The organism is Endozoicomonas ascidiicola, assembly GCF_001646945.1.
In the GTDB taxonomy this organism is placed as follows: domain Bacteria; phylum Pseudomonadota; class Gammaproteobacteria; order Pseudomonadales; family Endozoicomonadaceae; genus Endozoicomonas; species Endozoicomonas ascidiicola.
In genome coordinates this window covers 992,567-1,017,847 of the sequence record NZ_LUTV01000001.1, presented here as the reverse complement: position 1 = coordinate 1,017,847, position 25,281 = coordinate 992,567, and the positions used below count along the sequence as shown (strand labels likewise).

Here is a 25,281-nt window from a genome sequence, read left to right as displayed (position 1 = left end):
TAGCCCGGATATTTCATAAACTGCCCTGGATCTCGCGCAGTACCTTGTGGTTCTAAGGAATTTTGTGAAGGAGTGCCGGACTGGTGCGTCCGGTCGACTGAACAAAACTTTCTTAGAGCCGCAAGGGACAAGTGAGAACAGGAGCAAGTTTATGAAATATCCGGGCTAGCGCTGGACTATATGATAAAACTGATATATATCAATAATCTGGCAGTTTTTTTTATTGCGGCTTACACGATCTATAGATTCGGAAAGCCGAATGTCTGTCAATTAACAAAATCTATTGAGTATATTCTTTTAATTAATTTTAACCCTTCGCGGTTTGGTCGTAATCTTACTTACAACGAGCTGAGGCACTCAGCGCAACGTTAGCCGTAGTGAAACCATAACGAGAAACCAAGAAGGTATATAAGATGACTCAATCTCTGATCAACACCAAAGTCAAGCCATTCAAAGCGACCGCTTTCCACAATGGCGAATTCATTGACCTGACTGAAGAAAGCATGCTGGGTAAGTGGGCGATTGTCTTCTTCTACCCTGCAGACTTCACGTTCGTATGTCCAACAGAGCTGGGCGATGTTGCTGACCATTACGAAAAACTGCAGTCCATGGGTGTTGAAGTGTACTCTGTTTCTACCGACACTCACTTCACTCACAAAGCATGGCACGATACGTCTGACACCATCCAGAAGATCAAATTCCCAATGATCGGCGATCCAACGGGCACCATCACCCGCAACTTCGGTGTGATGATAGAAGAAGAAGGTCTGGCACTGCGCGGCACCTTCGTGATCAACCCAGAAGGCGAAATCAAAGCCATCGAAACCAACGATCTGGGCATTGGCCGTTCCGCTAAAGACCTGGTTCGTAAAGTACAGGCTGCCCAGTACATCGCTGAGCACGACGGCGAAGTTTGCCCAGCTGCATGGCAGCCAGGTGAAGAGACTCTGGCACCTTCGCTGGATCTGGTAGGTAAGATCTAAACGCCGACTGTTAGCCAAACACCCGGGCATTGCCCGGGTGTTTCTCTTCAAGGCTGACGAGGCATTCTGATTACCGAACCCAACTCCCTAACCATAATGCCTGGTCAGCTTTTCTGGCTCACCCGAATAAGCCTGCTTTTGTTCAAATTTTATAATTAAGGTGGCGCATATGCTTGATACAACCATGAAAACCCAACTGCAGAGTTACCTTCAGAACCTGAAGACGCCGGTTCAATTATTAGTGTCTCTGGATGACAGCAATAAATCCGCTGAAATGGATTCTCTGGCAAACGACATTGCCAGCCTTTCCGGCAAAGTGTCGATCTCAACGCTCGAAAACAGCAGTGAACGCAGTCCACAAATGCTGGTTTGCTCCGAGGCCACAGGCAGTGAAATCCGCTTTGCCGGTTTGCCAATGGGGCACGAATTTACCTCTTTGGTTTTGGCTCTGCTCCACAGTGGCGGTCATCCGATCAAAGTAGACGACGCCGTTGCTGAACAGGTTAAAGCACTGGAAGGTACTTACCGTTTTGAAACCTACGTTTCTCTCAGCTGCCAGAATTGTCCGGATGTGGTGCAGGCGCTGAACATCATGTCTGCCCTGAACCCAAACATCACCAACGTAATGATTGATGGTGCACTGTTCCCGGAAGAAGTGGACGAACGCAAAATCATGGCAGTGCCTTCCGTTTATATGAACGGTGAGTTGTTTGCCCAGGGTCGTATTTCTCTGCAGGAAATTCTGAACAAGCTGGATACTGGCGCTGCTAAACGACAAGCGGCAGAAATCTCTGAAAAAGCACCGTTCGATGTGCTGGTGGTTGGTGGTGGGCCTGCCGGTGCTTCTGCCGCTATTTACAGTGCCCGTAAAGGCATTCGTACCGGTATTGTTGCTGATCGTTTTGGTGGTCAGGTCATGGATACCGTCGGCATTGAAAATTTTATCTCTGTGAAAGCCACGGAAGGTCCAAAGCTGGCAGCCAGTCTGGAAGAACACGTTCGTGATTACGATGTGGACATCATGACTCAACAGCGTGCCAGCAAAATTGTTGCAGCAGAGCAGGTGGGTGATCTGATTCAGGTAGAACTGGAAAGCGGTGCAATGCTAAAGAGCCGTTCACTGGTCATCGCTACCGGCGCCCGCTGGAGAGAAATGAATGTACCGGGTGAGCAGGAGTATCGTGGTAAAGGTGTCGCCTATTGCCCACACTGTGATGGCCCGTTGTTTAAAGGTAAGAGAGTTGCGGTGATTGGCGGTGGTAACTCTGGTATCGAAGCGGCGATTGATCTGGCCGGTATCGTAGAACACGTCACCGTACTGGAGTTTGACAGCAAACTTCGTGCAGACGACGTGTTGCAACGCAAAGCGCGCTCCATGGGCAATATTGATATCATCACCGAAGCCATGACCACAGAAGTGATTGGCAATGGCGAAAAGGTGACTGGCCTGACCTATAACGATCGCGCCACCAACGACAGCAAATCCGTTGAACTGGCAGGGATCTTTGTTCAGATTGGTCTGGTGCCAAACGCAGAGTTCCTGAAAGGCTCTCTCGAACTGACACCACGAGGTGAAATCATCGTAGGCGCTCAGGGCGATACGTCAATGCCTGGTGTTTTTGCTGCTGGTGATGTGACGACTGCGCCTTATAAGCAGATCATCATTGCCATGGGTGGTGGAGCCACGGCAGCACTGGGTGCATTCGATTATCTGATTCGTACGCCGGAGCCTCAGCAGCAATAAGCTGCCTGAGTGTTGCTGCTTTGATATTTTGACATAAAACTTTTTAAGTTGTCATAAAACTTCATTTTTGACAAAACAGACCTCGGTAACAATACTCCAAGTGTTGTATCACCGAGGTCTTTTTTATGTATCGCAGAAAACTCGGAAAATCCAAGGTTAACAATATTCACCGTTTTGTTAGCCCTAAGAATGGTTCCACTGTTCTTACTGAGTCCACGCTTGAGTTTCATAGCTGTTATTCTCTTGAATATGACCGGGAAGTAAAATCCTTTGAGTCCCAGCCAGAGGGTTTTGAGTATATCGATGGGAATAAAGTTCGTAGATATACGCCTGACCATCTTGTCCGGATGGCAAGCGGTCAAGAGCCATATATAGAAGTAAAACCACTGAGAATAGCCAAACGAAAAGATTTTCTGGATCGCTTTTATTGTCAGAGGGACGAAGCAAGGCGTTTGGGAAGAGATCTTTGGTTATGGACTGAAGAGCTAATTCGTAAACAGCCCTACCTGGGTAATCTCCAAATACTTCACAAATACAGAAACAATGACCCTATTACTGCTGAGCATCGGCATGTCCTGGACAGAGTTTCTTCATTTGGAAATCATGGAGTGAGTATCCAGGAGCTTGCTCTCTCTTCAGGTATGGGTATAACTCAGCTCCTGCCCCTTACGTACGATTTAATCGCCAGAAACCAGCTGGATGCAGAGCTTCATTCCTCCCCTTTAACGAAAGAATCACTGGTGCAAATTCGTTCATAAACCGCGCTTCTGATTGGGCGTAGGTGAAGGAGGTGTACCTTATCCTGCGTCCTGCATTCAGGAATGATGGAAATAAGCACTTCATTATCAGACACCTGACATAAATATCATGACTATTATCCAAAGATTTACTGAAGGCACTGTATTCAAACTGATCCCACAGATAGATACTGATGAAGAGTTGCTGCTGAGGGTTGAAAGCAGGACAGAAAAACGGCTTGAACTCACAAATCTTTTGCAGGGTGGCAACACGTTAAGTCGTAGTATTGAAGAAATAGAATCAAGCCTTGCTAATGGAAATGTTGAGTTCGTGATCAACAGTCCGGACAGTCAAGAAGAAGACCCTCTTTCAGAAGACTTGGCTTGCCTACCCAAAAAACATAGGGAGAAGGTTGTCCTGCGATTTAAGTACATTAGCAAATTGCGACAGCTGGTCGAAACCTGGACCCATAAATCCCTTACACCTTTAATACCCAAGATAGCTAGGGAGTTGAACGACAGTAATCCTCCTGGTTGGAGGACGCTGGCACGCTGGAATGAGTCGTATAGTTCAAACGGTCAAACCATTAAGGCTTTATTTTCAGGCCAAATGAAGCAAGGAAACTGGAAAAGCCGGTTTTCCGATGAGGTTGAAGGTTATATAAAAGATGCAATAGAGACATATAAAACCAAAGAGAGAATATCGATACATGAAGCATGGGATAATCTGGATGGATATATAACAAAAGCAAATAAAACAAGGTCTGAAGATGATCAGTTTGAGACTCCATGCTACGACGTATTGAGAAAACGGATAAAGGCAGAACCACCCTATGAAATAATGGTTGCAAGAGAAGGGAAAAGAAAAGCAGATATCGAGTTTGCGTCTGTGGGTATGTCTCTGAAACTTGAACGGGCATTGCAGCGAGTAGAGGTGGATCATACGAAGCTCGACGTGTTTGTGGTCGATGATGAAAACTACATGCCTTTGGGAAGACCATGGTTAACCACCTCAATTGATGCGATGTCGAGATCCATCACTGGCTTCTATATTGGTTTTCATCCGCCAAGCTTCTTATCACTAACAAAACTTCTTAAGTCCATAATTATTCCAAAAACATATATTAAAGAGCGCTATCCTGAGATGAGGAATCCATGGGTATGTTCTGGTGTACCAGAGCTTTTTGTTTTTGATAATGGGAAAGAGTTCTGGTCAAAGGACCTTGAAATTGTTCTAGCGGAGTTGAATATTCAAACTCAGTATAATCCGGTACAAAAACCATGGTTAAAAGGCAAGATCGAGCGCTTATACGGAACCATCAATAAAAAGTTGCTTGTTGATCTACCGGGAAAGACCTTCAGTAATATTTTTGAGAAAGGGGATTATGATCCTGAGAAAAATGCTGTTATTACGTTCAGCACTTTCCTTGAGATTCTTTATACTTGGGTCATTGATGTTTATCAGCAACAACCCGTCGCCAAAGGCACCATCATCCCTGATCTTGCCTGGAAGGAAGGCATTCTTGATTTCCCCCCACGCCATGTCGATCCAAAGCGTTTAGATATTATTCTTGGCAGAACCAAATATAGCAAGCTCCGCCGTGGCGGCATTCAATATTTGAATTTGAAATATGACTCGGATGAGCTTGCTAAGCTACGGGGAAAGATCGGAAGTACTCAGGTTATGTATAAAGTTGACCCTGATGATCTTGGTCACATCCATGTATTTAATGAGTCTGAACGAAAATACATCAAAGTGCTGGCGGTAGATCATGAGTATGCTGTTGGGCTTTCAGAGTGGCAGCATAAAGTTCATAAAAAATACGCCCGTAAATATATCCGTAAAAAGTATAAACATGATGATGTTGTCGCTGCCCGTGACGCTATCAAAGAGCTGGTTAAACGTGAGATTGAAAATTGGGAAAATCGAGGTAGAAAAGGTAAGGCTGGAGCAACAGCAAAAGCTGCAAGATATGGAAAAGTAGCAGATGATTCTTCAGGTTCGTTAACTGACATAGCAGCCTCTTCAAGTGATAAACCTCAAAGCTATCCAGGTGATGAGGGAGGCAAGAAGGAAATCAGCGATGACTGGAGTGTTGCTGTAGATCGCTCTGGTTGGAGCGCATCCTAAGGGGAATATCAATGAGTATTGTCTTGACTGAACAGCAGAAAGAGAAAATTAGAATCGCCAGAGATAAGCGTATTTGGTCTGATATTCACGGTAACATTTTTGCTGAAATGGAAGACTGTAAATATTTGTCGAAGTGTGGTGGGGAGCCTGCTTGCATGCTGTGCAGGGGAGATACTGGTGCCGGAAAGTCTGCAGTGATTGCTAAATTTAGGGATGACCACAAACGCTATGAGAAACTCGATGCGTCTGTGATTCCGGTGGTGTATACAGTGCTTCCCACAAAGGTGAGTGAACGGGGCTTACTTACCAGTATATTGAAATCTATCGGGCCCGAGATAGTCGACTTTAAAGATTTTGATGATGAAGAAGATTTGCTGCGTGAAATTGTTAGACTTGTGGATCGACTTGGTATTGAGCTATTCATTATTGATGAAGCTCAGGGGTTTCTGGAACATGACAGTCGCCGTTTGGTTTACGATGCAACTGAATGCGTAAAAAACCTGATAATTCGAACAAACAGACCTTTCATTCTCTTTGGTATGCCTTGGTGCTTGCATGCTGTAGAGCAAAATTCCCAATTGGCGGGCCGATTTCTAAGGCGGCGTTATCTCGCCCCTTTTAGAATCACTCAAGATCAGGATAGAGGTGCTTATATCGGTTTTTTGGATATGCTTGATGAAGAGTTTGCTAAAGACTTGGGCTTCACAGAAAAAGCAGGACTAGGAAGTAAGGATATCGCCTTGCGACTCTTTGCTGTGAGTCGAGGAAACCTCCGTGTACTTCGAAGTGTTATTGATCAGGCGGTTGTGAATGCAGTGAGAGGCAATGCCTCTAAAATGGAATATGACCATTTTTGCCAAGCTTGCGATATTTTCTTTCCTGAGAGTAACCCATTTAAAATTAAGAGCCTCGACATGATTAAGTATGTGGAGCTGGCCAAGCCTTCCTACTGGGATAAAGATGCCAAAAGAGGTCAGAGCCCTGTTGTTGATCAAACATACACTCAAGAGTTGAAGTTGTCGGAAGCTCTTTCAGCGACCTGAATCTAAGCTGTTGATGTTATTATGACAGCAGCTATCTGGGTACCTGGCTGGACAAAGTCTATAGCGAATGTCATCCCTGAAGCTCCTGTAAGACCGACTCCTCAAACTGGGGTCGGTAAGTCTTTTTCAGATAACGCCATCCGAACCAGAAGGTGCCAGACAGGATATGGGATTTTTCGCTTAGCACTAACCCAGTCTTCCATGATTAACTCGGCAACTGTTTTTGAGCTGCATCAGATCAATTGAACACATTTCATCTCGACACTTTCGTCATATGTCCTCAAAGCGTGGTGGTTTAAAGGTTCTTTATATCCTCAGCAGTAACCATAATCGTCCACACAAAGCTTGAGTGCTGGGGTTTCTCCCGTGTGACACCTGCTGTTTTATATGGAATACTCGTCGTTTATTTCCAAAACGCCAGTTGACCTATGGAACAGAGTAACTTTCAGTTTTTAAAAGGCGTAAATGATATCCTTTATCGTCTGGCTCTTGCTGCAGAGCGGAACTACCCTGATGATCCAAACACGACCATGGTCAAACTGCGCATGTTTGGTGAGGCGAGTGCCAAACATTTGGCAAAGTTACTCTGTGTCGATATTCCCGATAACCAGCATGAGCTGCTTCGAGAACTGGCAAAGATTGCCTGGGTTGATGAGTCCATCATTTCAGTGTTTCATAAACTACGTAAGCTTGGTAACGAGGCTGTTCATAAGTTTCATGATGACCTTGGTGACGCTGAGAACTGTCTACGTCTCGCTTACCGCTTATCAGTTTGGTATTACCGGCTACTGAAAAAAGATACCGACTTTATTGCACCAGTATTTGTTGTACCTACAAGCCAGTCAGGTGAAGTGCTACAAAAAGAAGTGTTGAATCTGAAAGAGGCACTTCGTCAAGCTCAGGGGGGCAAAGCCGAAACTGCGGAGGGACTGGCCTCCAAAGAGAATCAGCTGCTCGCCTTGCAAGGCTACATTTCCATTCTGGAAAGCAAACAGGAAGAAACAGAAGAACAGACAAAAGCCCGTATCGAGGCACTGGAAGCTCAGCTAAAACAAAAAGATGAAGAGCTGGCCAAGAAAACTGACCGCCAGCGGAAAGAATACAAGAAAGAGATGACGGAACGGGCAGCAAAACGCAGCCTGGATCTGAGTGAAAAAGAAACTCGCTTCTTGATTGATGACCAACTCCGTCAGGCTGGCTGGGAAGCCGATACGCAAAAATTCACGTTTGCCAAAGATGTCCGACCTGAGCCGGGCAAGAACCGTGCTATCGCTGAATGGCCTACTGCAGACGGTGGCTGGGCAGATTACATTCTCTTTGTTGGACTGCAGCCGGTTGCCGTTGTTGAGGCAAAGAAAAAAAATGCTGATGTCAGTGGTAAGCTGAACCAGGCTGAGAATTACAGCCTTAATTTTGACCATAATTTCCTGAAGCGAACGTTGCTGGATGAAGCTGCAGATGAAGGCTCACGGACGTTAATTAACGATCAATTTACAGATGATCATCCAGTCTGGGTCGACTCATCAGGTACCCGATATTTCCAGATTCCTTTTGTCTATTCGACGAATGGCCGTCCTTACTTACGGCAGCTGCAGACCAAGAGTGGCATATGGTTTCGGGATGTGCGCAAAAAAACAAATCATCCCAAGGCATTGCCTGTGTGGCATCAGCCAGAGGAGCTTCTCAGCAAACTCAAAAGCGACCCGGAAAAGGCTCATGAGTGGCTGAAAGGCAATACTCTGGATCGTTTAGGATTGCGCTACTTTCAGGAAGAAGCTGTATTAGCAGTAGAAAAGGCCATCGAGCGCGGACAGCAGAACATGCTGCTGGCCATGGCAACGGGAACGGGAAAAACCCGGACAGCCATCGCCATTATGTACCGGCTGATACAGTCTGGACGACTTAATCGTATTCTCTTCCTGGTTGATCGCACGGCACTTGGAGAGCAGGCCATTGACTCCTTTGATGATACCCGTATCAACGATGAGCCTTTCAACACCATCTTTGACATTAAGGAGCTGACCGATAAGTTCCCGGATGACTCCACAGCCATTCACGTAGCTACGGTTCAATCACTGGTAAAGCGTACATTATTTAGCGATGAATTCATGCCGACAGAACGCTATGACGCCATCATCGTAGATGAAGCCCACCGTGGTTATATCCTGGATAAGGAACAAACTGAGGGTGAGCAGGTCTTCCGCAACCAGAAAGATTATATATCCTCCTATCGTCGTATTCTGGACCACTTTGATGCCATAAAAATAGGCCTTACTGCGACACCTGCATTGCACACACTGGATATCTTTGGTGAGCCAGTCTATCGATACAGTTATAGAAAAGCTGTAATTGATGGCTATCTCACCGATCAGGAGCCACCGGTAAAAATCGTAACCGAGTTATCTGATGGTGGTATCAAGCTGGAAAAAGGAGAAACCGTTCAGAGAATCACTAAAAACGGTGAACTGATTCTGGATGCTCTCGAAGATGAGCAAAACTTTGATGTATCAGACTTTAACCGAAAGGTAATAGCGCCGGGGTTTAACAAAGCGGTTTGTGAAGAACTGGTCAACCATATTGACCCTACCAGCCCCCAAAAAACACTGATTTTCTGCGTTAAGAACAGTCATGCAGACATGGTTGTTGAGGATCTTAGAATTGCTTTCAAGAAGAAATATCCTGATCTTGAAAATGATGCCATCCTGAAAATTACTGGGGAAAGTGAAGATAATCCCAAACGCTTACTGGGACTTATCACCCGTTTTGATAAAGAACGTCTGCCAAACATTGTCGTGACAGTGGATCTACTCACCACCGGTATCGATGTGCCCAGCATCTGTAATCTGGTCTTTTTACGTAAAGTGAAGAGCCGAATTCTATATGAACAGATGAAAGGACGGGCAACCCGCTTATGCCCAGAGGTTGGTAAGACATCATTCAGAATTTTTGATGCGGTTAATCTCTACGAAACGCTAGAGCCTGTGGATACGATGAAGCCCGTAGTGATCCGACCCAAGGTATCTCTCCGGGAACTGGTTAACGAGATTACTGATTCCGAAACCTATAATGTTCAGGAAGCGGACGGTCGCAGTTTTGCCGAGCACAGCCATGAACAGTTGGTTAGTAAGATTCAGCGCATTATTAGTCTGGCTCAGTTCAACCGTATGAAATCAGCTGACGTTGATAAAAGCATAAAGCGTTTTGATGACGTACTGGCAGGTATTGCCGGATGTGACTTCAATAGCCTTGGTCGGGTGCTGAAAGAGAAAGGTCCACAACAAGCCGCAGAAATCTTTGAGCAAGATTCTGGTATGGTGGAGCGTCTGGAGAACTTGAAAGAGCTCATCAATGATCTTCGTGATGAACCTATCTTTACCGATATTCCCGATAAGGTTATCGATGTTCGCCGGGAGTATGGCCTGTTTGATAAAGCAGATGATTTCCTCGAAGCTTTTGACAGTTTTGTAAAAGATAACCTCAACAAACATGTAGCACTCCAGACCATCGCCAACCGACCAAGGGATCTCACCCGTAAGGGGCTGCTTGATCTGGTAGAATGGTTCGATAAAGAGTACTTCGATGAATCCAGCCTTCGTGTTGCCTGGAAGGCAAAAACAAATCAAGATATTGCTGCTCGTTTGATTGGTCATATCCGTCAGGCCGCCGTAGGGGATGCACTCAAACCCTTTGATGAGCGTGTTGACCATGCCCTGATCAAAATCAAGCATGAGAATCAGTGGAATCCTGTTCAGCAAGAGTGGCTGGAACGTTTGGCAAAGACCCTGAAAGAGTCTGTCGTGATAGACGACGATACCTTTAAAATCGGTAACTATCGCCGCAGAGGTGGTAAACGCAAGATCGATGCCGCCTTTGAAGGTAAGCTCACCGAGGTTCTGGATAAGTTTACCGATTATATGTGGGATGAACTGGCCTGACTCCCATAAAATAGAATCAACACCTTTCACTATGGAAGCTGGCTATTCCAGCTTCTTCACTGTTTTGAGAATTCTATATGAACAAAAATGATTTGGTCTCCAAGCTCTGGAAGTTATGCGATGACTTGAGAGATGGTGGCGTTTCTTACCAGAACTACGTGAATGAGCTGGCCACGCTGCTATTTCTGAAAATGTGTGAGGAAACCGGACTGGAAGAGGACCTGCTTCCCGATGGTTTCCGCTGGAAAAACCTTCTGGAAAAGAAAGGGCAGGATCAGCACCAGTTCTATCGCAATATGCTGGTCCAGTTGGGTGATGATGATCACTCCGTGGTGCGGGCCATCTTCCAGAATGTGAATACCAGCATTACCCAGGCCAAAAACCTCACCAAACTGGTTTCCGCCATGGATGCCCTGGACTGGTACAACGAAGATGAAACCGCTGCCCGTGATGATTTTGGCGATATGTATGAAGGTTTGTTGCAGAAAAACGCCAACGAAACCAAGTCTGGCGCTGGCCAGTACTTTACGCCACGGGCACTGATCAAATCCATGGTACGGCTCATGCAGCCGGAAGCGCGTGAAATTGTGCAGGACCCTGCTGCGGGTACCGCTGGCTTCCTGATTGAAGCGGATCGCTACATCAAGAACAACACCAACGATCTTGAAGACCTGGACGATGATGATCAGGAGTTCCAGCGTACCAAGGCATTTGTTGGCGTTGAATTAGTGCCCGGAACCCGTCGTTTAGCACTGATGAACTGTCTGCTTCATGATATTGAAGGCGAAGGTGAAGGTATTATCAAACTGGGCAACAGCCTGGGTGCCACCGGTGAAAGTTTACCTGCGGCTGATCTGATTTTGACTAATCCACCCTTTGGCAGTGCTTCTGGCAGTAATATCACCCGTAAGTTTGTTCACCAGACCAATAACAAACAGCTCTGCTTTATGCAGCATATCTACAACAATTTGGAGCCCGGTGGTCGAGCAGCGGTGGTGGTGCCGGATAACGTGCTGTTTGAAGGTGGGATGGGTACATCCATCCGTAAAGATATGATGGACAAATGCAATGTACATACCATCCTGCGACTGCCGACCGGTATTTTCTATGCGGCGGGTGTAAAAACTAACGTACTCTTTTTCCAGAAAGGGACACCAGACAATCCAAATCAGGATATAGGTTGCACCAAAGAGACTTGGGTGTTTGATCTGCGTACCAATATGAACTCTTTTGGTAAGCGAACACCTTTCACAGAACACCACCTGAAGCCGTTTGAGGAGATGTATAGCGCGGATAAAAACGGCCATAGCCCACGTTCAGAAGGTGTTTATCATGTGCCCGGTTCAACTCATGAGCCAAATGAAGAAGAGCAAGTGACTGCCAATGCCCGCTGGCGTAAATTTGATCGGGAGTATATCAGTAAGGTAAAAGGAGACTCGCTGGATATCTCCTGGCTTAAAGACCGTTCAATCACCGATGCTGCAACCCTCGGGAAGCCGGAAATTCTGGCTGAAAAGGCCATGACTGAGATGGTGGAAGCGTTGCAGGAGATTAATAATCTGATGCTGGCGCTGGGAGCAAAAGAAGCATCGGACAAGCTAATCAATACTCTTGCCAGTGAATTTGATCTTGCGCCTCGTGAGGAATTGGAAGCTGTTTCTGCTGACAATGCGGGAGATCATGAATGATTTTGAAGAATCTCCCCCAAGGTTGGACAACAACAACTATTGGTAGTGTTTGTAGCAAGCCGCAACAAAGAAAACCTGAGGACGATGAAGTTTTCAGATATATCGACATAAGCAGTATTGATCGACAGACAAAAACCGTAAAAGGAGGAGCGGTAATAATTGGAAAGGATGCACCAAGCAGGGCTAGAAAGGTTGTAGACACTGGAGATGTTTTGGTTTCGATGACCAGGCCAAATCTAAACGCTGTCGCCATGATTGACGATACTTTATCCGGACAAATTGCTTCAACAGGCTTTGATGTTCTTAAACCAGTTATGGTCGATCCAAGATGGATTTTCAATATCGTCCGCTACAACAAATTTATTGATGCAATCTCGGGTATTACACAGGGAGCGTTGTATCCAGCCTGCAAATCAGATGATATTCGCAATTTTGAAATTCCCTTGCCCCCGTTAAAAGAGCAGAAAAAAATCGTTCAAAAACTGGATGACCTACTGGGCCAAGTTGCCACTATCGAAGCACTGCTTGACCAGCTGCCAGCAATTATCAAACAGTTCCGGCAATCGGTTTTGGCCGCTGCGGTAGCTGGGCATTTAACAGAAGAATGGCGAAAGTCTGAAAAAACTAATTGGGAAGTGGACTCCCTTGCAAATGTGTCTTCACATGTTGTTGATTGCCCTCACTCGACGCCTAAGTGGACTGAGTCCGGAAAGCTATGCGTGCGGACAAATACTTTTAATCCATTTCATTTGGATTTATCTGACCCTCAATTCGTTAGTGAAGAAACATACTTATCTCGTATATCAAGACTGAAGCCAGAGCCAGGAGATATCCTATACAGCCGAGAGGGCACTGTAGGAATTGCATGCCAGATACCTCTGGATGTTGAGTTATGTTTAGGTCAACGTATGCTGCTTATTCGTGCGGGAGATCGCATTCAAGCGAAATATTTAACAATTGTCTTAAACTCTGATTATATTTTGTCTGTTGTCAGAAGCCTGATCATGGGTAGTACAGCACCTCGTATAAACATGAAAGATATCAGGGCTTTTAAAATACCTATCCCTACATACGAAGAGCAGACCGAAATCGTCAAGAAAGTTGATGAGTACTTTGCATTTGCCGATGCTCTTGAATCCAACCTCAAAAACGCCAAAGCACAGGTGGATAACCTGAGCCAAAGCATCCTAGCAAAAGCCTTCCGGGGCGAGCTGGTTGATCAGCAAGAAGGGGGTGAATCCGCAGAAGTTCTGCTGCAAAAAATTGCCGAAGCCCGCGCCGAAGCAGAGCTGCTGGAAAAAGCCACCAAAAAAGCAACCCGAGCCAGAAAGATTGCCAAAGCCTGATTCAATTTACCCAATACCAGGTGGGCAATTAGCACACCTCACCCCAAGCAAACCACCACTCTTCTGTCAGTAATAGCGAGCAATAGGACCGATGAACATTGATCAGGTCATCCTGAAGGGATTCCGTAATTTTAATGATGCCACCATCAAATTTGCCCAGAACACTCTGGTCATTGGCGGTAATGATGTTGGGAAAAGCAACCTGATGCATGCGCTACGCATGCTGCTGGATAAAAGCCTTTCCGATATGGATATCGAGCCGACTGAGCTGGATTTTCATATCGATAAGGATGGTAATCAGGCTGATACCTTTGAGATCACCATCGCTTTTTCAAAGGTTGAGGAGGATGCTGTTCTTTCTGTGCTGAAAGGGCATGTCAGCGACGAAGGTGAAACCTTTTTTCGGTATGTGGGGCAACGTAACGGGCCAAGTTTTAAACTGTACATGGGTCATTCACTGGCTGATCTGGAAGAAATAGACAGCCGGTTCTATCTGAAACATATCAACTTGAAATACGTTCACTCACAACGAGATTTGCAGAAGTTTATCCAGAGAGAAAAACGCCACTTGCTGAAGTTTGCGCAAGAGAGCTTGAGTGATGAAGAAAAGGCGCATGATACGTACAAGCTTGCAGCTATCACCAGATCACTGGGAGTGATTAATGCTGATGTGAGCCAACTGAAATATGTAGCCAATGCAACCCGTCAGGTTAACAAAGAGCTAAAAAAGCTTGCCCACCATCATGCAAATTACAATGTTCAGCTGGATTCTGGCGCTATCCAGGTCAATCAGTTCATCGAAAAACTTGAATTGGGTGCAAACACCAACGGCTCGCAGGTAATGTTGGGTGGTGATGGGCGTAATAACCAGATTTTGCTGGCACTTTGGAAGAGTAAGAGCGAACGCGAACATGATCATAACAGTCAGGTGACCTTCTACGTTGTAGAAGAACCTGAAGCGCATCTTCACCCACACCAGCAGCGTAAACTGGCTCAGTACCTGAATACCTCGCTTCCTGGTCAATCTATCATTACATCCCACTCGCCACAGATAACTGCTAAATACAGCCCGGATTCGATTATCCGCTTGCTGAATGAAGATGGCGCAACTCGGGCTGCCAGTGAGGGGTGTTCAGACTGTATCAGTACCGCCTGGGATAACATGGGTTACCGGATGAGCATCCTGCCTGCAGAAGCTTTCTTTGCCAGTGCAGTGCTGCTCGTTGAGGGTCCATCGGAGGTGCTGTTCTATAGTACGCTGGCAGAAAAGCTTGATATTGATCTGGACTTTTACAACATATCCATTCTTGCTGTGGATGGTGTTCAGTTTGAGGTGTATACCAAAATATTGAATGCCATGGGTATCCCATGGGCCATGCGGACGGATAATGATGTTTCAAAGATTACGGTAAAAAAAGTAGAGTTAAGACAGCTTGCTGGTGTTAATCGCTGTTATGCAGTTGCAGGGATTGAGAAGCTACCCCACAGACCTAAAGAGACAACATCTTACTCCCTTGTGAGTGATGACACTTGGGGTACTGTGTCAGGAAGCGTGAACGCCTTGGGTATATACCTGTCAAAACAAGACTTGGAGTACGACCTCTCTCTTGAGTTACCTAATGAGCTTTGTACATTCGCAAATAAGGAGCTGACTGATATTTCTGCCGCTGTGAAATATCTCCAGAAACAAAAAGCCATAAGGATGAGAAAGTTTCTGGGGCAGTATGGTGAGGCCTTAGAAAGCATCCGCAGCGGGGAGTTGGCAAAGCCACTTTTGTTCTGTCTGAACAAGGCTGCGAAGGGGGCTACTGGTGATGAGTGACCTTACTTTCACTGAAGAGCAGCTGGAAGCAATAGAGCATGATGGCAACATGGTTATCACAGCCTGTCCGGGAAGTGGTAAAACGACCGTTGTTGTTGAGAAAATTCGCAGAATTGTCCCGAAACTCAAGCCTTACCAAGGAGTTATCGGTATAACCTTTACGGTGAAAGCCAGCGAGGAATTAAAGAAGCGGTGTAAAAAAAATGCCTTCGACACCAGGCAAAGCTTCTTCGGCACCATTGATAGTTTCTGTCTGAAAGAGATTGTTTTTCCCTTCATAAGCCACCTATGGGGACGAGCAGAGTGCGACGTTAAACCTGTTCTCAAAATGAGTGATGCCGAAGAAGCTGAGCTCGCAGGTTGGGACTGGGGAGCTGAGCACTTCCAGAATTACGAACCTGTTCTGCAACAGTGGTATCACTCAGGAAGGATTCCTATGTCAGCTGCGGGAGCTCTTGCCCATCATATCCTCAGTCATTCGACAGCCTGTGCCAGATACATAACAGCTAGGTACACCACTGTTTTAATCGATGAATATCAGGATTCATCTTTACCCCAGCATGAATTATTCCTGAAGTTGGTGTCCTTGGGGTTAACAGGTATTGCTGTTGGGGATGAGGATCAGGCGATCTACAGTTTTCGTAAAGGGAACAAAGAGTTTATCCGGCAGCTCATCAACGGAGATGACTTTGAAACTTTCTACATTTTGGAAAATCATCGCTGTCATCCATCCATTTCAAACTATGCACGAAGAGTCATTAGCTCTGATTGTGAGCTTGCGCCTGTTGAGGAAATCAGGGTTTATCGTGCAAGCAGAGGAGGTACCGTCATTAACCTTGCTGGCAGTATCTCGACATCAATAGAGAGTCTGAAAGACAGGTTTGATGTTGATCATAACTCAGATATTGCCATTTTGGTCAGAGCAAAGAGAAGTCTGAGAAAAGTTGCAGAGGGCATGACGGTTCGTCATCGAGTCTATGAGGATGACCCATTATCAGATATTGGTGGAGAGTATGCAGGCCTGTGCATTGCACTATTGCACTACCGTTTTGATAAACAGTTGACCGCTGAAAGTATTCTTTTAGAGAACCTCGTAGCCCTACCCAGTAGAGATCAATCTGCCATCCTCCGACGGCTTATAAAAAATGTCAGGTCTTGCGCGATTGAAAATCTTCGAGTTGCCATTCATTCAGTTGTGGAAAAGATGCTCTCAGACCCTATACCCCATCGTGTTGCTGAGGCTTTAGAAGTCGTACTTGGTAATCCGGAGCTTCTTGCAAAATTCCACCCTCTGAATCAAGACGAAATACAAATCATGACCTTGCACAAAGCAAAGGGGCTTGAGTTTGATATTGTTTTTCATCTTGACCTTTATGAATGGGCGTTTCCAGTCAAATATCCTCAAAATGGCTGGGATTCTCCTGCTGTCTATTCAGACCTGGAAGAAGATAAAAATTTACATTATGTGGGCATTACTCGAGCTAGGAAGGCCTGCTATTTACTGACAAGCCAAAAGAGGTTCAATTCAAGAGATCAAGAGACGCGTGGAAAACCGTCGGAGTTTTTCAGTTTGCCAAGTTTAGAGGGCCTTTATGAGCAGCAATAAGTATTAGCTGATACACAGTTACAAAATATCAGCGATTATCAGTTTTTTATCATAGATATATCAGTAGCGTGATTTTCTGCAATCTCTAACATTTACCGGGCCATTCCGGCACAACAAACCAAAGGCAGGTAACTGTTATGAGTAAGCAAGCAAATCACGAAGCTGACATGGTAAATACCAACAAAGGTACTCCGGGTACCAACACCACCTATGATAAAAATCAGGGTAGTCGTGGTCAGCAACTAAACCCGAACCAGAGTCAGAAGAAAAAGTAAGAGTCTTTGGTATCAGGCTAGATAAATGAGCCTGATACCCCTTCTTTCGGAGCAGTAAAGATGCCGCAGGATAAAGAGAACAATAAACTATTCGCACAAACCAAAAGGTTGATACGTATTGCTCTTGAAGATGGTTGGACCCAGGCAGCGATAGCTAAAAAAGCTCGGGTTCAACAGAGTGTTGTCAGTGGTTGGTCAAAAGGAGCCAGTAAGGCAAAGTACCAACAAATTGAATTTTTATTGGAAGAGTATGGCGATCGCTTACGTAAACAAAGTACCACGGTATATAGCACTCAGAAGTATCATTACAAGTTAACTTCTGAGCTGAAAGCATTTATGGAGTCTCATGACATTGATCCGTCGCCATTTCAGGTGGAGGGGTTGGTAGATGAAGGAGCCCTGAGGGAGCTGCTTGAAAATAGTGGCTCCGAAACTCAAGAAGGCTTAAGAGAAAAGTATCAGGCCGCCCATAGCGAAGATATCACTCAGGTTGAAGCTCCGATCATCTTCCGGTTTGTCTTCCAGCGAGAGTTTATAGTTGGTAGGCAGAAGAAAAAACAAACAGTAGAAAAATGGATACTCCACTCTTTGGGAGGAGGTCGGTTCTTACTTGTGACTCAGGCACGGCGAGAGCTTTCTGATCAACAATTAGAAGTCGAGAATAAGCGGAGGCAAAGGCTTTCCGAGGCTAGGTATAAAGTTCCAAGTATGGATCGCGAAAGTAGGTATATCCAAACCTGTAACGATGACGCAGCGCATTGGAATTCGAGACTTTTGAGATTCTCAGAGTTGGGACAAATGCTGGAACGGGTTGAAGGTCTTCTGTCTGAAATGCACTCTTACCCTTTATACAGTCAGTACGATTTTGTTGCTATGCCATTTCTGCTTAAGAAAGCACTTTTGAATGCTGGTTTTCCTGTCAAAGGAGTCTCCAAGATCACAGCTTATTGATATAATCTGAATAAACCCAAAGCCAAGAGCCATCGGCTCATAACCGTCTGAATGGCAATCAGACATATTGTTGTTACCAGTCTTTTATGACAAGGCCGCATAGCCTGACCGACACAGTCCGTCGTTATGCCGCCGGTAACGCCTTGAAATAGGCCAATTTGAAGGGGTAGCAGGAGTTTGCCATATCGCTTGGCTAGATGAAGGTGCTGTGCTCAGAACTGAATTCGAAAGACTCTCTACCAATAAGGGTTGGGGTGGGCAAAGCCGGGTATTCTTCTATTGAGGGGAATATCCGGTTTTTTATATATTTCATTTCTCTAGGTTAAGAAGCTGAAGGATTTTTCTTCTATGAGAAGCTGACACTAACTGAACTCGTATTAGAATCTCAGCTAACCAATCCTCTTCACAATAAAAGTAACAAGTAGGCATATCCAGCTCATCAGACAAGCGCTTCAGTGTTGCAAAGTCCGGCGCATGCTTGCCTTTTTCGTATTGGTTCATTCTCGAACTGGCAGAAAATTCATCAATCCCCGCGAGAATGCCTAACTTCTTCTGCGACAACCCTTTTGCCCGTCGTGCTTCCATCAGGCGTTTGGGAAGTGGTGATAAGGCTTCCGAGCTTCTGTCGCTCATAATAATCCTAACTATAAAAGCTAAGATAGTCTGAGTTTTAGTTGTGCTACGATACTAAGGAATCCTTAGCTATTAGGGCGTAGAGCAATGCAGGGTCATAAACGTAAAAGCTATTCTCTGGCTTATAAAATTCAGGCTGTTGAGCGTTATCTGGATAATGGAGAAAACCTCCAAGCTACTGCTGTGGAGCTGGATGTGCATCCGGCAACCATGAAGCATTGGGTTCAAAAGGGGATTGATGGATTGAGAGAGCAACTTGTGAACCCTGTGACTTCCAAAGAGGTTGAAATTAAGAAGCTAAAAAAAGAACTTGGTCGCCTTTCTGAGGAGAATGAGATACTGAAAAAAGCTGCACGAATGTTTGCTGCTCAGGCCTGAAAGAGTTTAGTCCTGACGCTACGGGTGGATAAAAAACATCTATATTAAAGCTCAGAATTCCTGAGTATTGGTTGTTTATGTTTCTTATCCGCCCTGAGCCTGAATATGATGAATCATTAGAGAGCTACATCATTCGGCTTGCTGAGGAGAATCGTTTCAGGGTAAAGAAACTTTTCCCCCATTTAGCGAAGCTTCTGCAAAAGCAACGCGGCAAATTGGCTGGGGCAATGGCGACCGATCTTAGCCGGTTTAACCTCTATCATGCCAATACCTCATCCAGTAAACGATACTGGGCGCTTCACCAGCTTTCAGAACTGTGCTGTAAAGATCGTATGCCACTGTTGGAAATGGCAGTGCTAAAAACTTCTCGCCGCTTTGGTGAAAAACATACGGCATTGTTCTGGAAAGGGTTAGATATACCCAGAATCTTTTTCCGGTCGGAAAGTATCCCAATATGTCCTCAATGCTTGAAGGAAAAGCCTTATATTCTTGTGTTCTGGCATATCTCTCTGGTTAGGGCTTGTCCAAAGCATCAGACTTTATTGATCGAATCATGTCCTCAGTGCGGACTGGCAATTGACTATATTCGTCACGGTGAATTGCATACATGCCCTTGTGGCTTTGAGTTATCGACAGCAGTGGCTAAGCCTGCTAACCCAAAGCTGGTCAGGTTGTCAGAGCAGGTCTACGGGTTCAAACCTGAGAGCAGTGACCAGGATAATTTACTTTTCAGAAAATCAACGACTGAAGCCGTGTTTGGGGCAGTGCTATGGTTTAAGCAGTGGGTAGAAAAAGAAAGTGACAGCTCTCCGCTAGTTGATGATGACTTCCTGCTACGGTGTATTGAATTCTTTGATGATTGGCCAGCGAGGCTGAGCTCTCGACTGGAGAAGCTGGCTTATGAAGGTCTCGAATATTCTGAGAGATCTATGAAGGAGACAGCATTCCGCTCTCTCTTTGGTGCTCTGCTAAAGATAAGTCGATACCTTCCGGATGACCGGCTAGCATCCAATGAAGTGCTTAAGACTGTGTTTGCATTTCTTGATCAGATTGTTTTTCAGGAAGATCACCCTTACTCAGAAATCGCCCATACCCTGCTGGATAGCTTTGAGGCTTGTGTGATCTTGGGTGTAAGCATCAAGCAACTGGCACGATTGATTGAAGACGGGTTACTCCATCCCTGCAAACAGTTGAAAGATAAAGAGCAGGTTAACCCTACAACGCCCTTGTTCAGGCTGAAAGATGTCTTCGTTTTATGGTCAGTGAGCTTTCAGTCAAGGCACTCGAACCGCAACCTCTATCTGTCAAGGTGGTAAGAATGAAAGTATTGGGTGACCTTTTGGAGGTAGAGGAAAAAACTGAGTTTAATGAAGCGGTAAAGAGGGCTTTTTTCTCTGATGTGCCTGTTGAGATAGACGGCCATGTTAGAGAAGCCCTCATTATTTTGACGAACTTGACTCGATCAAGTGCTGATAAAACTGACCTTGACGATGAAGCTGCGGCCAAAGAGTTGTTGAAGAATGATCAATGGCATGCAGACATTATTGTAACCACACCCTGGGTGACGACCCATTACCTTAAAGATCCAAACAGTCGAGCAACTGGTTGTGTTCGTTGGTTTACTGATGATTACGGTGAGGATGGGGAAAAGTATCTGGGCTGGTCCCATAATGCGAACAAAGTATCAAGGAGCCACTTTTTAGCGACAGAATTTTTCTGGAATAACAGGGTCACATCACTATTTGAAGCGTTCTCACAGCAAGTCAACAGTCAGTTAATCGATGAGCTGATCACTCTTGGGCTTCCAGTGGATAAGGCTCAACAGCTTCAAGAGCTATGTCGCGGAGGAATGGATAGCTGTTTGCCAGATTCAGTAAGTACTGAAAGCAAGGTTTTGCTGTTTCCTGACGGACAGGGGGAATACGTTGCTGTGACGCCTCTCGTGGCAGCAGGTGTTCAGAGATGGGTTCATAATCTGGTCGGCAATCCTGATGTCATGAGTCGGCCAGTATTTTATACACGACCATTTCTGGTGAGTAGTTTTCTGGCAACCTGCAAAGGTAAGTTATATTGCTTTCACTATCCTCCTAAATTAGGAACACGGGATCGTAAGCTTGATTATCTGCTTGATCAATGGCGGTTTAAGAAGCACTTGCTAAATGTACGGTGTGTTTTTCAAAAGAAGAATTTAGCTTTTTTGTTGGACTGTTCCTTGGGCAAGGTTGTCGTTGAGTCAGAGAAACAAGGCAAGGATCGTCTTCAGAAACAGGCTGTCGGGGTTAAATCAATAGCGGAAGAACTCTTTTCATTGTTGTGCAGGTTAAGGGCTTATTACCCATCAAGATGTAATCAGATCAGCCAAATGCTGGATGAAACCACTGAACTGGACGTTATTCGGGGCAGTATAAGTAATGTGAATGAGGCCGTTGAGTATTTTTTATCGCAGTTAAACGACATATTTGAGCAATCCCAATACTCAGTTCAGCTGGCATATCATCCAAGGCTGATGCGTTTATTTGAAAAGGGAATAAAAGAAACGTTAATCAAAATAACCGAGCCGGTTAAATCCACTGATACAGTAGGCCAGTTTCTTCATTTCAAACGACTGTTAGCTTATGACGTAAACGCAAGAAGTAACCCATACGTAATTGGGCTACCCGCCTTAACCGCATGGGCAGGACTGGTACATGCCTTTTTGTGTAACCTCGGGTATGAAAGCAGGCAAACTGATTTCCGGTTTGCTATCGTTCTGCGGAAATACAGTTTAAATAAGGGGCACCCTTTACCAGTTCAGGAAATAAAGAATGGGAGAATATCTAATGCTCCCATCATTGATCGTAAGAGTTGTGACCTTGAGTTTGATTTGATTGTACAGCTACCAGAGTCTGCGAAAGAGATTGACCTGAGTGAGGATAATCTATTCGGCTGCATGCCTTCGAGATTTGCTGGCGGAACATTGACCAATCCTATAGAAGGAACTTATGGGAAGTGTGATTTCTATCGATGCTGCGAAATTTATAGCTCTCTGGACGACTTATCGTCTTCACTTATCCAGTTACCGAGTTACGCAAGAATTATTTCATCTGTCTGCGAAAGCCCCGGCAAGCATGAACTGGTCGGCCTGCTATCCGAAGGTAAAGTGCTTCCTATAGGCTCCGGCTTTCGGTTTCTGGGCGCCCCCACTGTTAGAGAAGGTATTGAAGGCTATCTTCACGCTTTTGCCTATTCTGATATGTCGGTGATAAGGCTTTCATCGGTGCATATATTGAATCCACTTGATCGTGGTTTTTGGTCTATGAATTACAGTGATTCTGGCATAGCAATTTCTGTGGAGCAGCAGACCCATGGCACAAAAAGTGAAACTGAGTAAACAACACTCACAACAGCGTTCACTATATATCGGAAAGGGACTGTTTTTCTGGGTTGATGAGAAAGCGAAAGAACATCCTTTGTCGCCAGACACAACCACTATTTCAGCAACGAAGGATGGTTACTCAGAAGGATATGCCCCAAGTGGGGAGATAAAGAAGAGTTTGCAACCTCAATCGCTGTCTCATGCAAACATTCAAACGATTCAAGAGGCTTACATGCCACCAGAAGCTGTGGCGTTGGTGATACGTTTTTCAATAACATTTAAAGCCAACTCCGGCAAGCTGTATAGATGCGATAGCATAGAGATGAACGAGGTCGTCGCAAAGCTGGCAGAGACTTATAAGAATGTAGGTGGGTACCGTGTATTGGCCCGAAGATATCTTGAAAACCTGTTACTCGGGGTCTGGTTATGGGAGAACCAGTGCACGTTGGAAACGGAGATATGCCTTACTGATTATAAGACTAAAGACCAACTTATTGTGGATGATGTGCAAGCCAGGTGCTTTAGCTGGGATTTGGATGATTTTGACGAGGCTCTTGAGCCATGGATTGATCGGATTGAGAGGGCGCTCACATCACCAAAGGACTACTGCTCCATTTTGGTTGAGGCAAAGCTAAAACTACCCTTGAGTGCTGAAGTTTTTCCAAGCCAGGGGTTTGTTGAAGGAGAATCTCTCAGTAAATTGCTGGTAACCTGTAATTTTAATGGTGAGGAGCAAGTTGTCTTTACGAGGCACAAGCTCGGTGCGGCAGTGCATCAGATTGATGATTGGTTTTCTGGTGCTGACTATCGGATAAGGGTCAGTAGTTATGGAGCTGACAGAGAAGGGCTGACAGCTCATAGACTTCCAAAGGATGGAAAGGACTATTTCACTTTGCTGCAAAATGCTAACGACTATCTTGAGATTCTTGAGTCCAATCCTGATCTGAACGGCTCAAAAATGAATGATATTCATTTTATTATGGCTTGTCATACCTGTGGTGGTGTTAGGCCGAAGAAGAGTGAAAAATGATGCGATTTTCCTTTGGTATTCGGTTTAAGGCCCGATCAAATAATGAGTTAATGGTTGGACGGTGTTTGAAAGTTCTCCATGGATACCAATACAGTCAAGGCATCAATAGCATAGGGGTAACGTTTCCCGAATACTGCAACACAACCATTGGTGATGTCATTGGTTTTGTTGCCGCAGACAGGCACTGCCTACAGCAACTCATGGTACACCCCTATTTTCAGCAGATGCAGAAGCTTAAAAAGTTTTTCTTCCACGAGATCATCACGGTACCTGACAACCTTCCGGAAGTTCGATATTGCAAAGATCAAAAGAGTGATAAATATTGTGCCGGCGGCAGGCAACGTCGCATAAGGCGTGGGCAGCGTATAGCTGAAAAAAAGGGGTATGCGTATCAACCTCGTTATGACCCATCAAACAATGAGCGAACAATACAGCTGTTTCACAAAATTCCGATGACGAGTTCTGAGAACCCCGCACAGGTCTTTTACTACCGGGTTCAGAGGCATGAGACTAATAATATAAGTTGTGGTGGATATACCAGTTATGGTTTAGCGAATCAGCAAGAAGCCAAGGGTACAGTGCCCGAGCTGGTTTTTACCAATTTTTGACTGCTACCTGTAATTTATTGTTTTCCATAGAAGTTTTTGAACGTTAAAAATAATGGTTTTTTAGATAATTCTGACCTAGTCTCAACTCGTGTGTACGTTGTGGCTTCTCTTGTTCTAGTGACCTGCCGTGCAGGCAGTTGAGAACGGTTTTCAGAAAGTACGGCGGTGAGTTGCCTGGTGACCTGCCGTGCAGGCAGTTGAGAACAGAGCTAAATACGCAGCAAACATGGCATATTTGTGACCTGCCGTGCAGGCAGTTGAGAACCGATCAAGATAAGCAGCTGCTAATAGATAAAGCGTGACCTGCCGTGCAGGCAGTTGAGAACGTTTCAGGGGTTGACCTTTGGTCAATAGAAAAGTGACCTGCCGTGCAGGCAGTTGAGAACTAAACACCGTCAGTGGAAAGCCCGGGATATCTGTGACCTGCCGTGCAGGCAGTTGAGAACCAATTGAGGAAAACGTCTTCACCAATGGTTACGTGACCTGCCGTGCAGGCAGTTGAGAAGATGGGCGGCGGTGCCACAGCCGCACTAGGTGCAAACCTACCGTGCAGGTAGTAGAAAAACACCCTCATCAGAGTTACCTGATGAGGGTGTTTTTTATGCTCAAAAAAATGTCATGAATTGAAGGTTAAATTAAATAATTGTCATAAAGTGAAAGTAATTTCTCTGACAAATTACAAAGTAGATCGTCTGCAGCCCCCATTCTTATTGATAACTATTTGTCAAAAAGTGGAAGTGCCGACATGAGTGTTGCTGCTTTAAATTTTGATTTAATACGGTATTAGCCTTCATACGACGACGGTTTGCGTAAAAAGACCTCGGAAACAAAACGTCATCTGTTGTTACCGAGGTTTTTTATTGGCGGTAGAAAGTCCGCCGCATCTCCTAAGTACTCGATAATATGATCGGGTACTTAGCCCGGATATTTCATAAAACCAAGCAGGTTCCGCCCAATCACTTGATATGATTGGGTCGACAAAAAGAAAGCTTCGGAAGAAGCAAACCGGAACCTGC

18 protein-coding genes and 1 CRISPR repeat array are annotated in these 25,281 nt (G+C 45.2%); of the genes, 17 read left to right on the top strand and 1 reads right to left on the bottom strand.

Going from position 1 to position 25,281, the window contains the following annotated elements; genetic code table 11:
* Positions 1-413: 413 nt before the first annotated feature.
* The 12 genes from ahpC (at position 414) to AKL11_RS04080 (ending at position 18,261) form a co-directional block, all read left to right on the top strand.
* Positions 414-983 carry an alkyl hydroperoxide reductase subunit C gene (ahpC, locus tag AKL11_RS04130; protein ID WP_067515305.1) on the top strand — a complete coding sequence of 190 codons (570 nt, stop codon included), beginning with the start codon at positions 414-416 and terminating at the stop codon, positions 981-983.
* A gap of 169 nt (positions 984-1,152) precedes the next feature.
* Positions 1,153-2,727 carry an alkyl hydroperoxide reductase subunit F gene (gene ahpF, locus AKL11_RS04125; protein WP_067515304.1) on the top strand — a complete coding sequence of 525 codons (1,575 nt, stop codon included), beginning with the start codon at positions 1,153-1,155 and terminating at the stop codon, positions 2,725-2,727.
* Positions 2,728-2,852: 125 nt separating this feature from the next.
* Positions 2,853-3,485, top strand: a complete 633-nt coding sequence (locus AKL11_RS04120; RefSeq protein ID WP_067515303.1) for a TnsA endonuclease N-terminal domain-containing protein — start codon at positions 2,853-2,855, stop codon at positions 3,483-3,485.
* Positions 3,486-3,594: 109 nt separating this feature from the next.
* Positions 3,595-5,595 (top strand): TnsB C-terminal domain-containing protein, encoded by a 2,001-nt coding sequence (locus tag AKL11_RS04115; RefSeq protein ID WP_067515302.1) that lies wholly within the window; start codon positions 3,595-3,597, stop codon positions 5,593-5,595.
* A 23-nt stretch (positions 5,596-5,618) separates the two neighbouring features.
* Positions 5,619-6,638, top strand: coding sequence for a TniB family NTP-binding protein (locus AKL11_RS04110; protein ID WP_157673396.1), 1,020 nt, complete (start codon positions 5,619-5,621; stop codon positions 6,636-6,638).
* 428 nt (positions 6,639-7,066) lie between these two features.
* Positions 7,067-10,573, top strand: a complete 3,507-nt coding sequence (gene hsdR, locus AKL11_RS04105) for a type I restriction-modification system endonuclease (protein WP_067515300.1) — start codon at positions 7,067-7,069, stop codon at positions 10,571-10,573.
* A 77-nt stretch (positions 10,574-10,650) separates the two neighbouring features.
* Complete coding sequence (locus AKL11_RS04100; RefSeq protein ID WP_067515299.1) at positions 10,651-12,261, top strand: N-6 DNA methylase; 1,611 nt, start codon at positions 10,651-10,653, stop codon at positions 12,259-12,261.
* Positions 12,258-13,607 carry a restriction endonuclease subunit S gene (locus AKL11_RS04095; RefSeq protein WP_067515298.1) on the top strand — a complete coding sequence of 450 codons (1,350 nt, stop codon included), beginning with the start codon at positions 12,258-12,260 and terminating at the stop codon, positions 13,605-13,607. Before AKL11_RS04100 ends, AKL11_RS04095 begins: the two co-directional genes overlap by 4 nt.
* A 91-nt stretch (positions 13,608-13,698) precedes the next feature.
* Positions 13,699-15,429, top strand: coding sequence for an ATP-dependent nuclease (locus AKL11_RS04090; RefSeq protein WP_067515297.1), 1,731 nt, complete (start codon positions 13,699-13,701; stop codon positions 15,427-15,429).
* Positions 15,422-17,035 carry a UvrD-helicase domain-containing protein gene (locus tag AKL11_RS04085; protein ID WP_067515296.1) on the top strand — a complete coding sequence of 538 codons (1,614 nt, stop codon included), beginning with the start codon at positions 15,422-15,424 and terminating at the stop codon, positions 17,033-17,035. The genes AKL11_RS04090 and AKL11_RS04085 overlap by 8 nt, the downstream gene beginning before the upstream one ends.
* Before the next feature lie 137 nt (positions 17,036-17,172).
* Complete coding sequence (locus tag AKL11_RS25555) at positions 17,173-17,310, top strand: hypothetical protein (RefSeq protein ID WP_172807233.1); 138 nt, start codon at positions 17,173-17,175, stop codon at positions 17,308-17,310.
* Positions 17,311-17,370: 60 nt separating this feature from the next.
* Complete coding sequence (locus AKL11_RS04080) at positions 17,371-18,261, top strand: helix-turn-helix domain-containing protein (protein WP_067515295.1); 891 nt, start codon at positions 17,371-17,373, stop codon at positions 18,259-18,261.
* A gap of 309 nt (positions 18,262-18,570) precedes the next feature.
* Here the strand turns inward: AKL11_RS04080 and AKL11_RS04075 are convergent, their stop codons facing one another.
* Complete coding sequence (locus AKL11_RS04075) at positions 18,571-18,894, bottom strand: helix-turn-helix domain-containing protein (RefSeq protein ID WP_067515294.1); 324 nt, start codon at positions 18,892-18,894, stop codon at positions 18,571-18,573.
* Between the two features lie 87 nt (positions 18,895-18,981).
* On the opposite strand from AKL11_RS04075, the gene AKL11_RS04070 reads away from it, so the two are divergent.
* The 5 genes from AKL11_RS04070 (at position 18,982) to cas6f (ending at position 24,265) form a co-directional block, all read left to right on the top strand.
* Positions 18,982-19,272, top strand: coding sequence for a transposase (locus tag AKL11_RS04070; RefSeq protein ID WP_067515293.1), 291 nt, complete (start codon positions 18,982-18,984; stop codon positions 19,270-19,272).
* A 77-nt stretch (positions 19,273-19,349) separates the two neighbouring features.
* On the top strand, positions 19,350-20,588 hold the full coding sequence (locus tag AKL11_RS04065) for a TniQ family protein (RefSeq protein ID WP_067515292.1): 1,239 nt from the start codon (positions 19,350-19,352) through the stop codon (positions 20,586-20,588).
* Between the two features lie 2 nt (positions 20,589-20,590).
* Positions 20,591-22,642 (top strand): type I-F CRISPR-associated protein Csy2, encoded by a 2,052-nt coding sequence (locus tag AKL11_RS04060; RefSeq protein ID WP_067515291.1) that lies wholly within the window; start codon positions 20,591-20,593, stop codon positions 22,640-22,642.
* Complete coding sequence (gene csy3, locus AKL11_RS04055) at positions 22,617-23,657, top strand: type I-F CRISPR-associated protein Csy3 (protein ID WP_067515290.1); 1,041 nt, start codon at positions 22,617-22,619, stop codon at positions 23,655-23,657. The genes AKL11_RS04060 and csy3 overlap by 26 nt, the downstream gene beginning before the upstream one ends.
* Positions 23,654-24,265 (top strand): type I-F CRISPR-associated endoribonuclease Cas6/Csy4, encoded by a 612-nt coding sequence (gene cas6f, locus AKL11_RS04050; RefSeq protein WP_067515289.1) that lies wholly within the window; start codon positions 23,654-23,656, stop codon positions 24,263-24,265. Before csy3 ends, cas6f begins: the two co-directional genes overlap by 4 nt.
* Positions 24,266-24,382: 117 nt before the next feature.
* Positions 24,383-24,771: a CRISPR direct-repeat array (repeat unit 28 nt; unit sequence GTGACCTGCCGTGCAGGCAGTTGAGAAC).
* Positions 24,772-25,281 lie beyond the last annotated feature (510 nt).

Bases quoted from the DNA above. Each gene is read 5' to 3' on its own strand.
- AKL11_RS04080 (WP_067515295.1), top strand. From the start codon at position 17,371: ATGCCGCAGGATAAAGAGAACAATAAACTATTCGCACAAACCAAAAGG.
- AKL11_RS04085 (WP_067515296.1), top strand. From the start codon at position 15,422: ATGAGTGACCTTACTTTCACTGAAGAGCAGCTGGAAGCAATAGAGCAT.
- AKL11_RS04120 (WP_067515303.1), top strand. From the start codon at position 2,853: ATGTATCGCAGAAAACTCGGAAAATCCAAGGTTAACAATATTCACCGT.
- AKL11_RS04115 (WP_067515302.1), top strand. From the start codon at position 3,595: ATGACTATTATCCAAAGATTTACTGAAGGCACTGTATTCAAACTGATC.
- AKL11_RS04065 (WP_067515292.1), top strand. From the start codon at position 19,350: ATGTTTCTTATCCGCCCTGAGCCTGAATATGATGAATCATTAGAGAGC.
- hsdR (WP_067515300.1), top strand. From the start codon at position 7,067: ATGGAACAGAGTAACTTTCAGTTTTTAAAAGGCGTAAATGATATCCTT.
- AKL11_RS25555 (WP_172807233.1), top strand. From the start codon at position 17,173: ATGAGTAAGCAAGCAAATCACGAAGCTGACATGGTAAATACCAACAAA.
- csy3 (WP_067515290.1), top strand. From the start codon at position 22,617: ATGGCACAAAAAGTGAAACTGAGTAAACAACACTCACAACAGCGTTCA.
- AKL11_RS04090 (WP_067515297.1), top strand. From the start codon at position 13,699: ATGAACATTGATCAGGTCATCCTGAAGGGATTCCGTAATTTTAATGAT.
- ahpC (WP_067515305.1), top strand. From the start codon at position 414: ATGACTCAATCTCTGATCAACACCAAAGTCAAGCCATTCAAAGCGACC.
- AKL11_RS04095 (WP_067515298.1), top strand. From the start codon at position 12,258: ATGATTTTGAAGAATCTCCCCCAAGGTTGGACAACAACAACTATTGGT.
- AKL11_RS04060 (WP_067515291.1), top strand. From the start codon at position 20,591: ATGAAAGTATTGGGTGACCTTTTGGAGGTAGAGGAAAAAACTGAGTTT.
- AKL11_RS04070 (WP_067515293.1), top strand. From the start codon at position 18,982: ATGCAGGGTCATAAACGTAAAAGCTATTCTCTGGCTTATAAAATTCAG.
- AKL11_RS04100 (WP_067515299.1), top strand. From the start codon at position 10,651: ATGAACAAAAATGATTTGGTCTCCAAGCTCTGGAAGTTATGCGATGAC.
- ahpF (WP_067515304.1), top strand. From the start codon at position 1,153: ATGCTTGATACAACCATGAAAACCCAACTGCAGAGTTACCTTCAGAAC.
- cas6f (WP_067515289.1), top strand. From the start codon at position 23,654: ATGATGCGATTTTCCTTTGGTATTCGGTTTAAGGCCCGATCAAATAAT.
- AKL11_RS04075 (WP_067515294.1), bottom strand. From the start codon at position 18,894: ATGAGCGACAGAAGCTCGGAAGCCTTATCACCACTTCCCAAACGCCTG.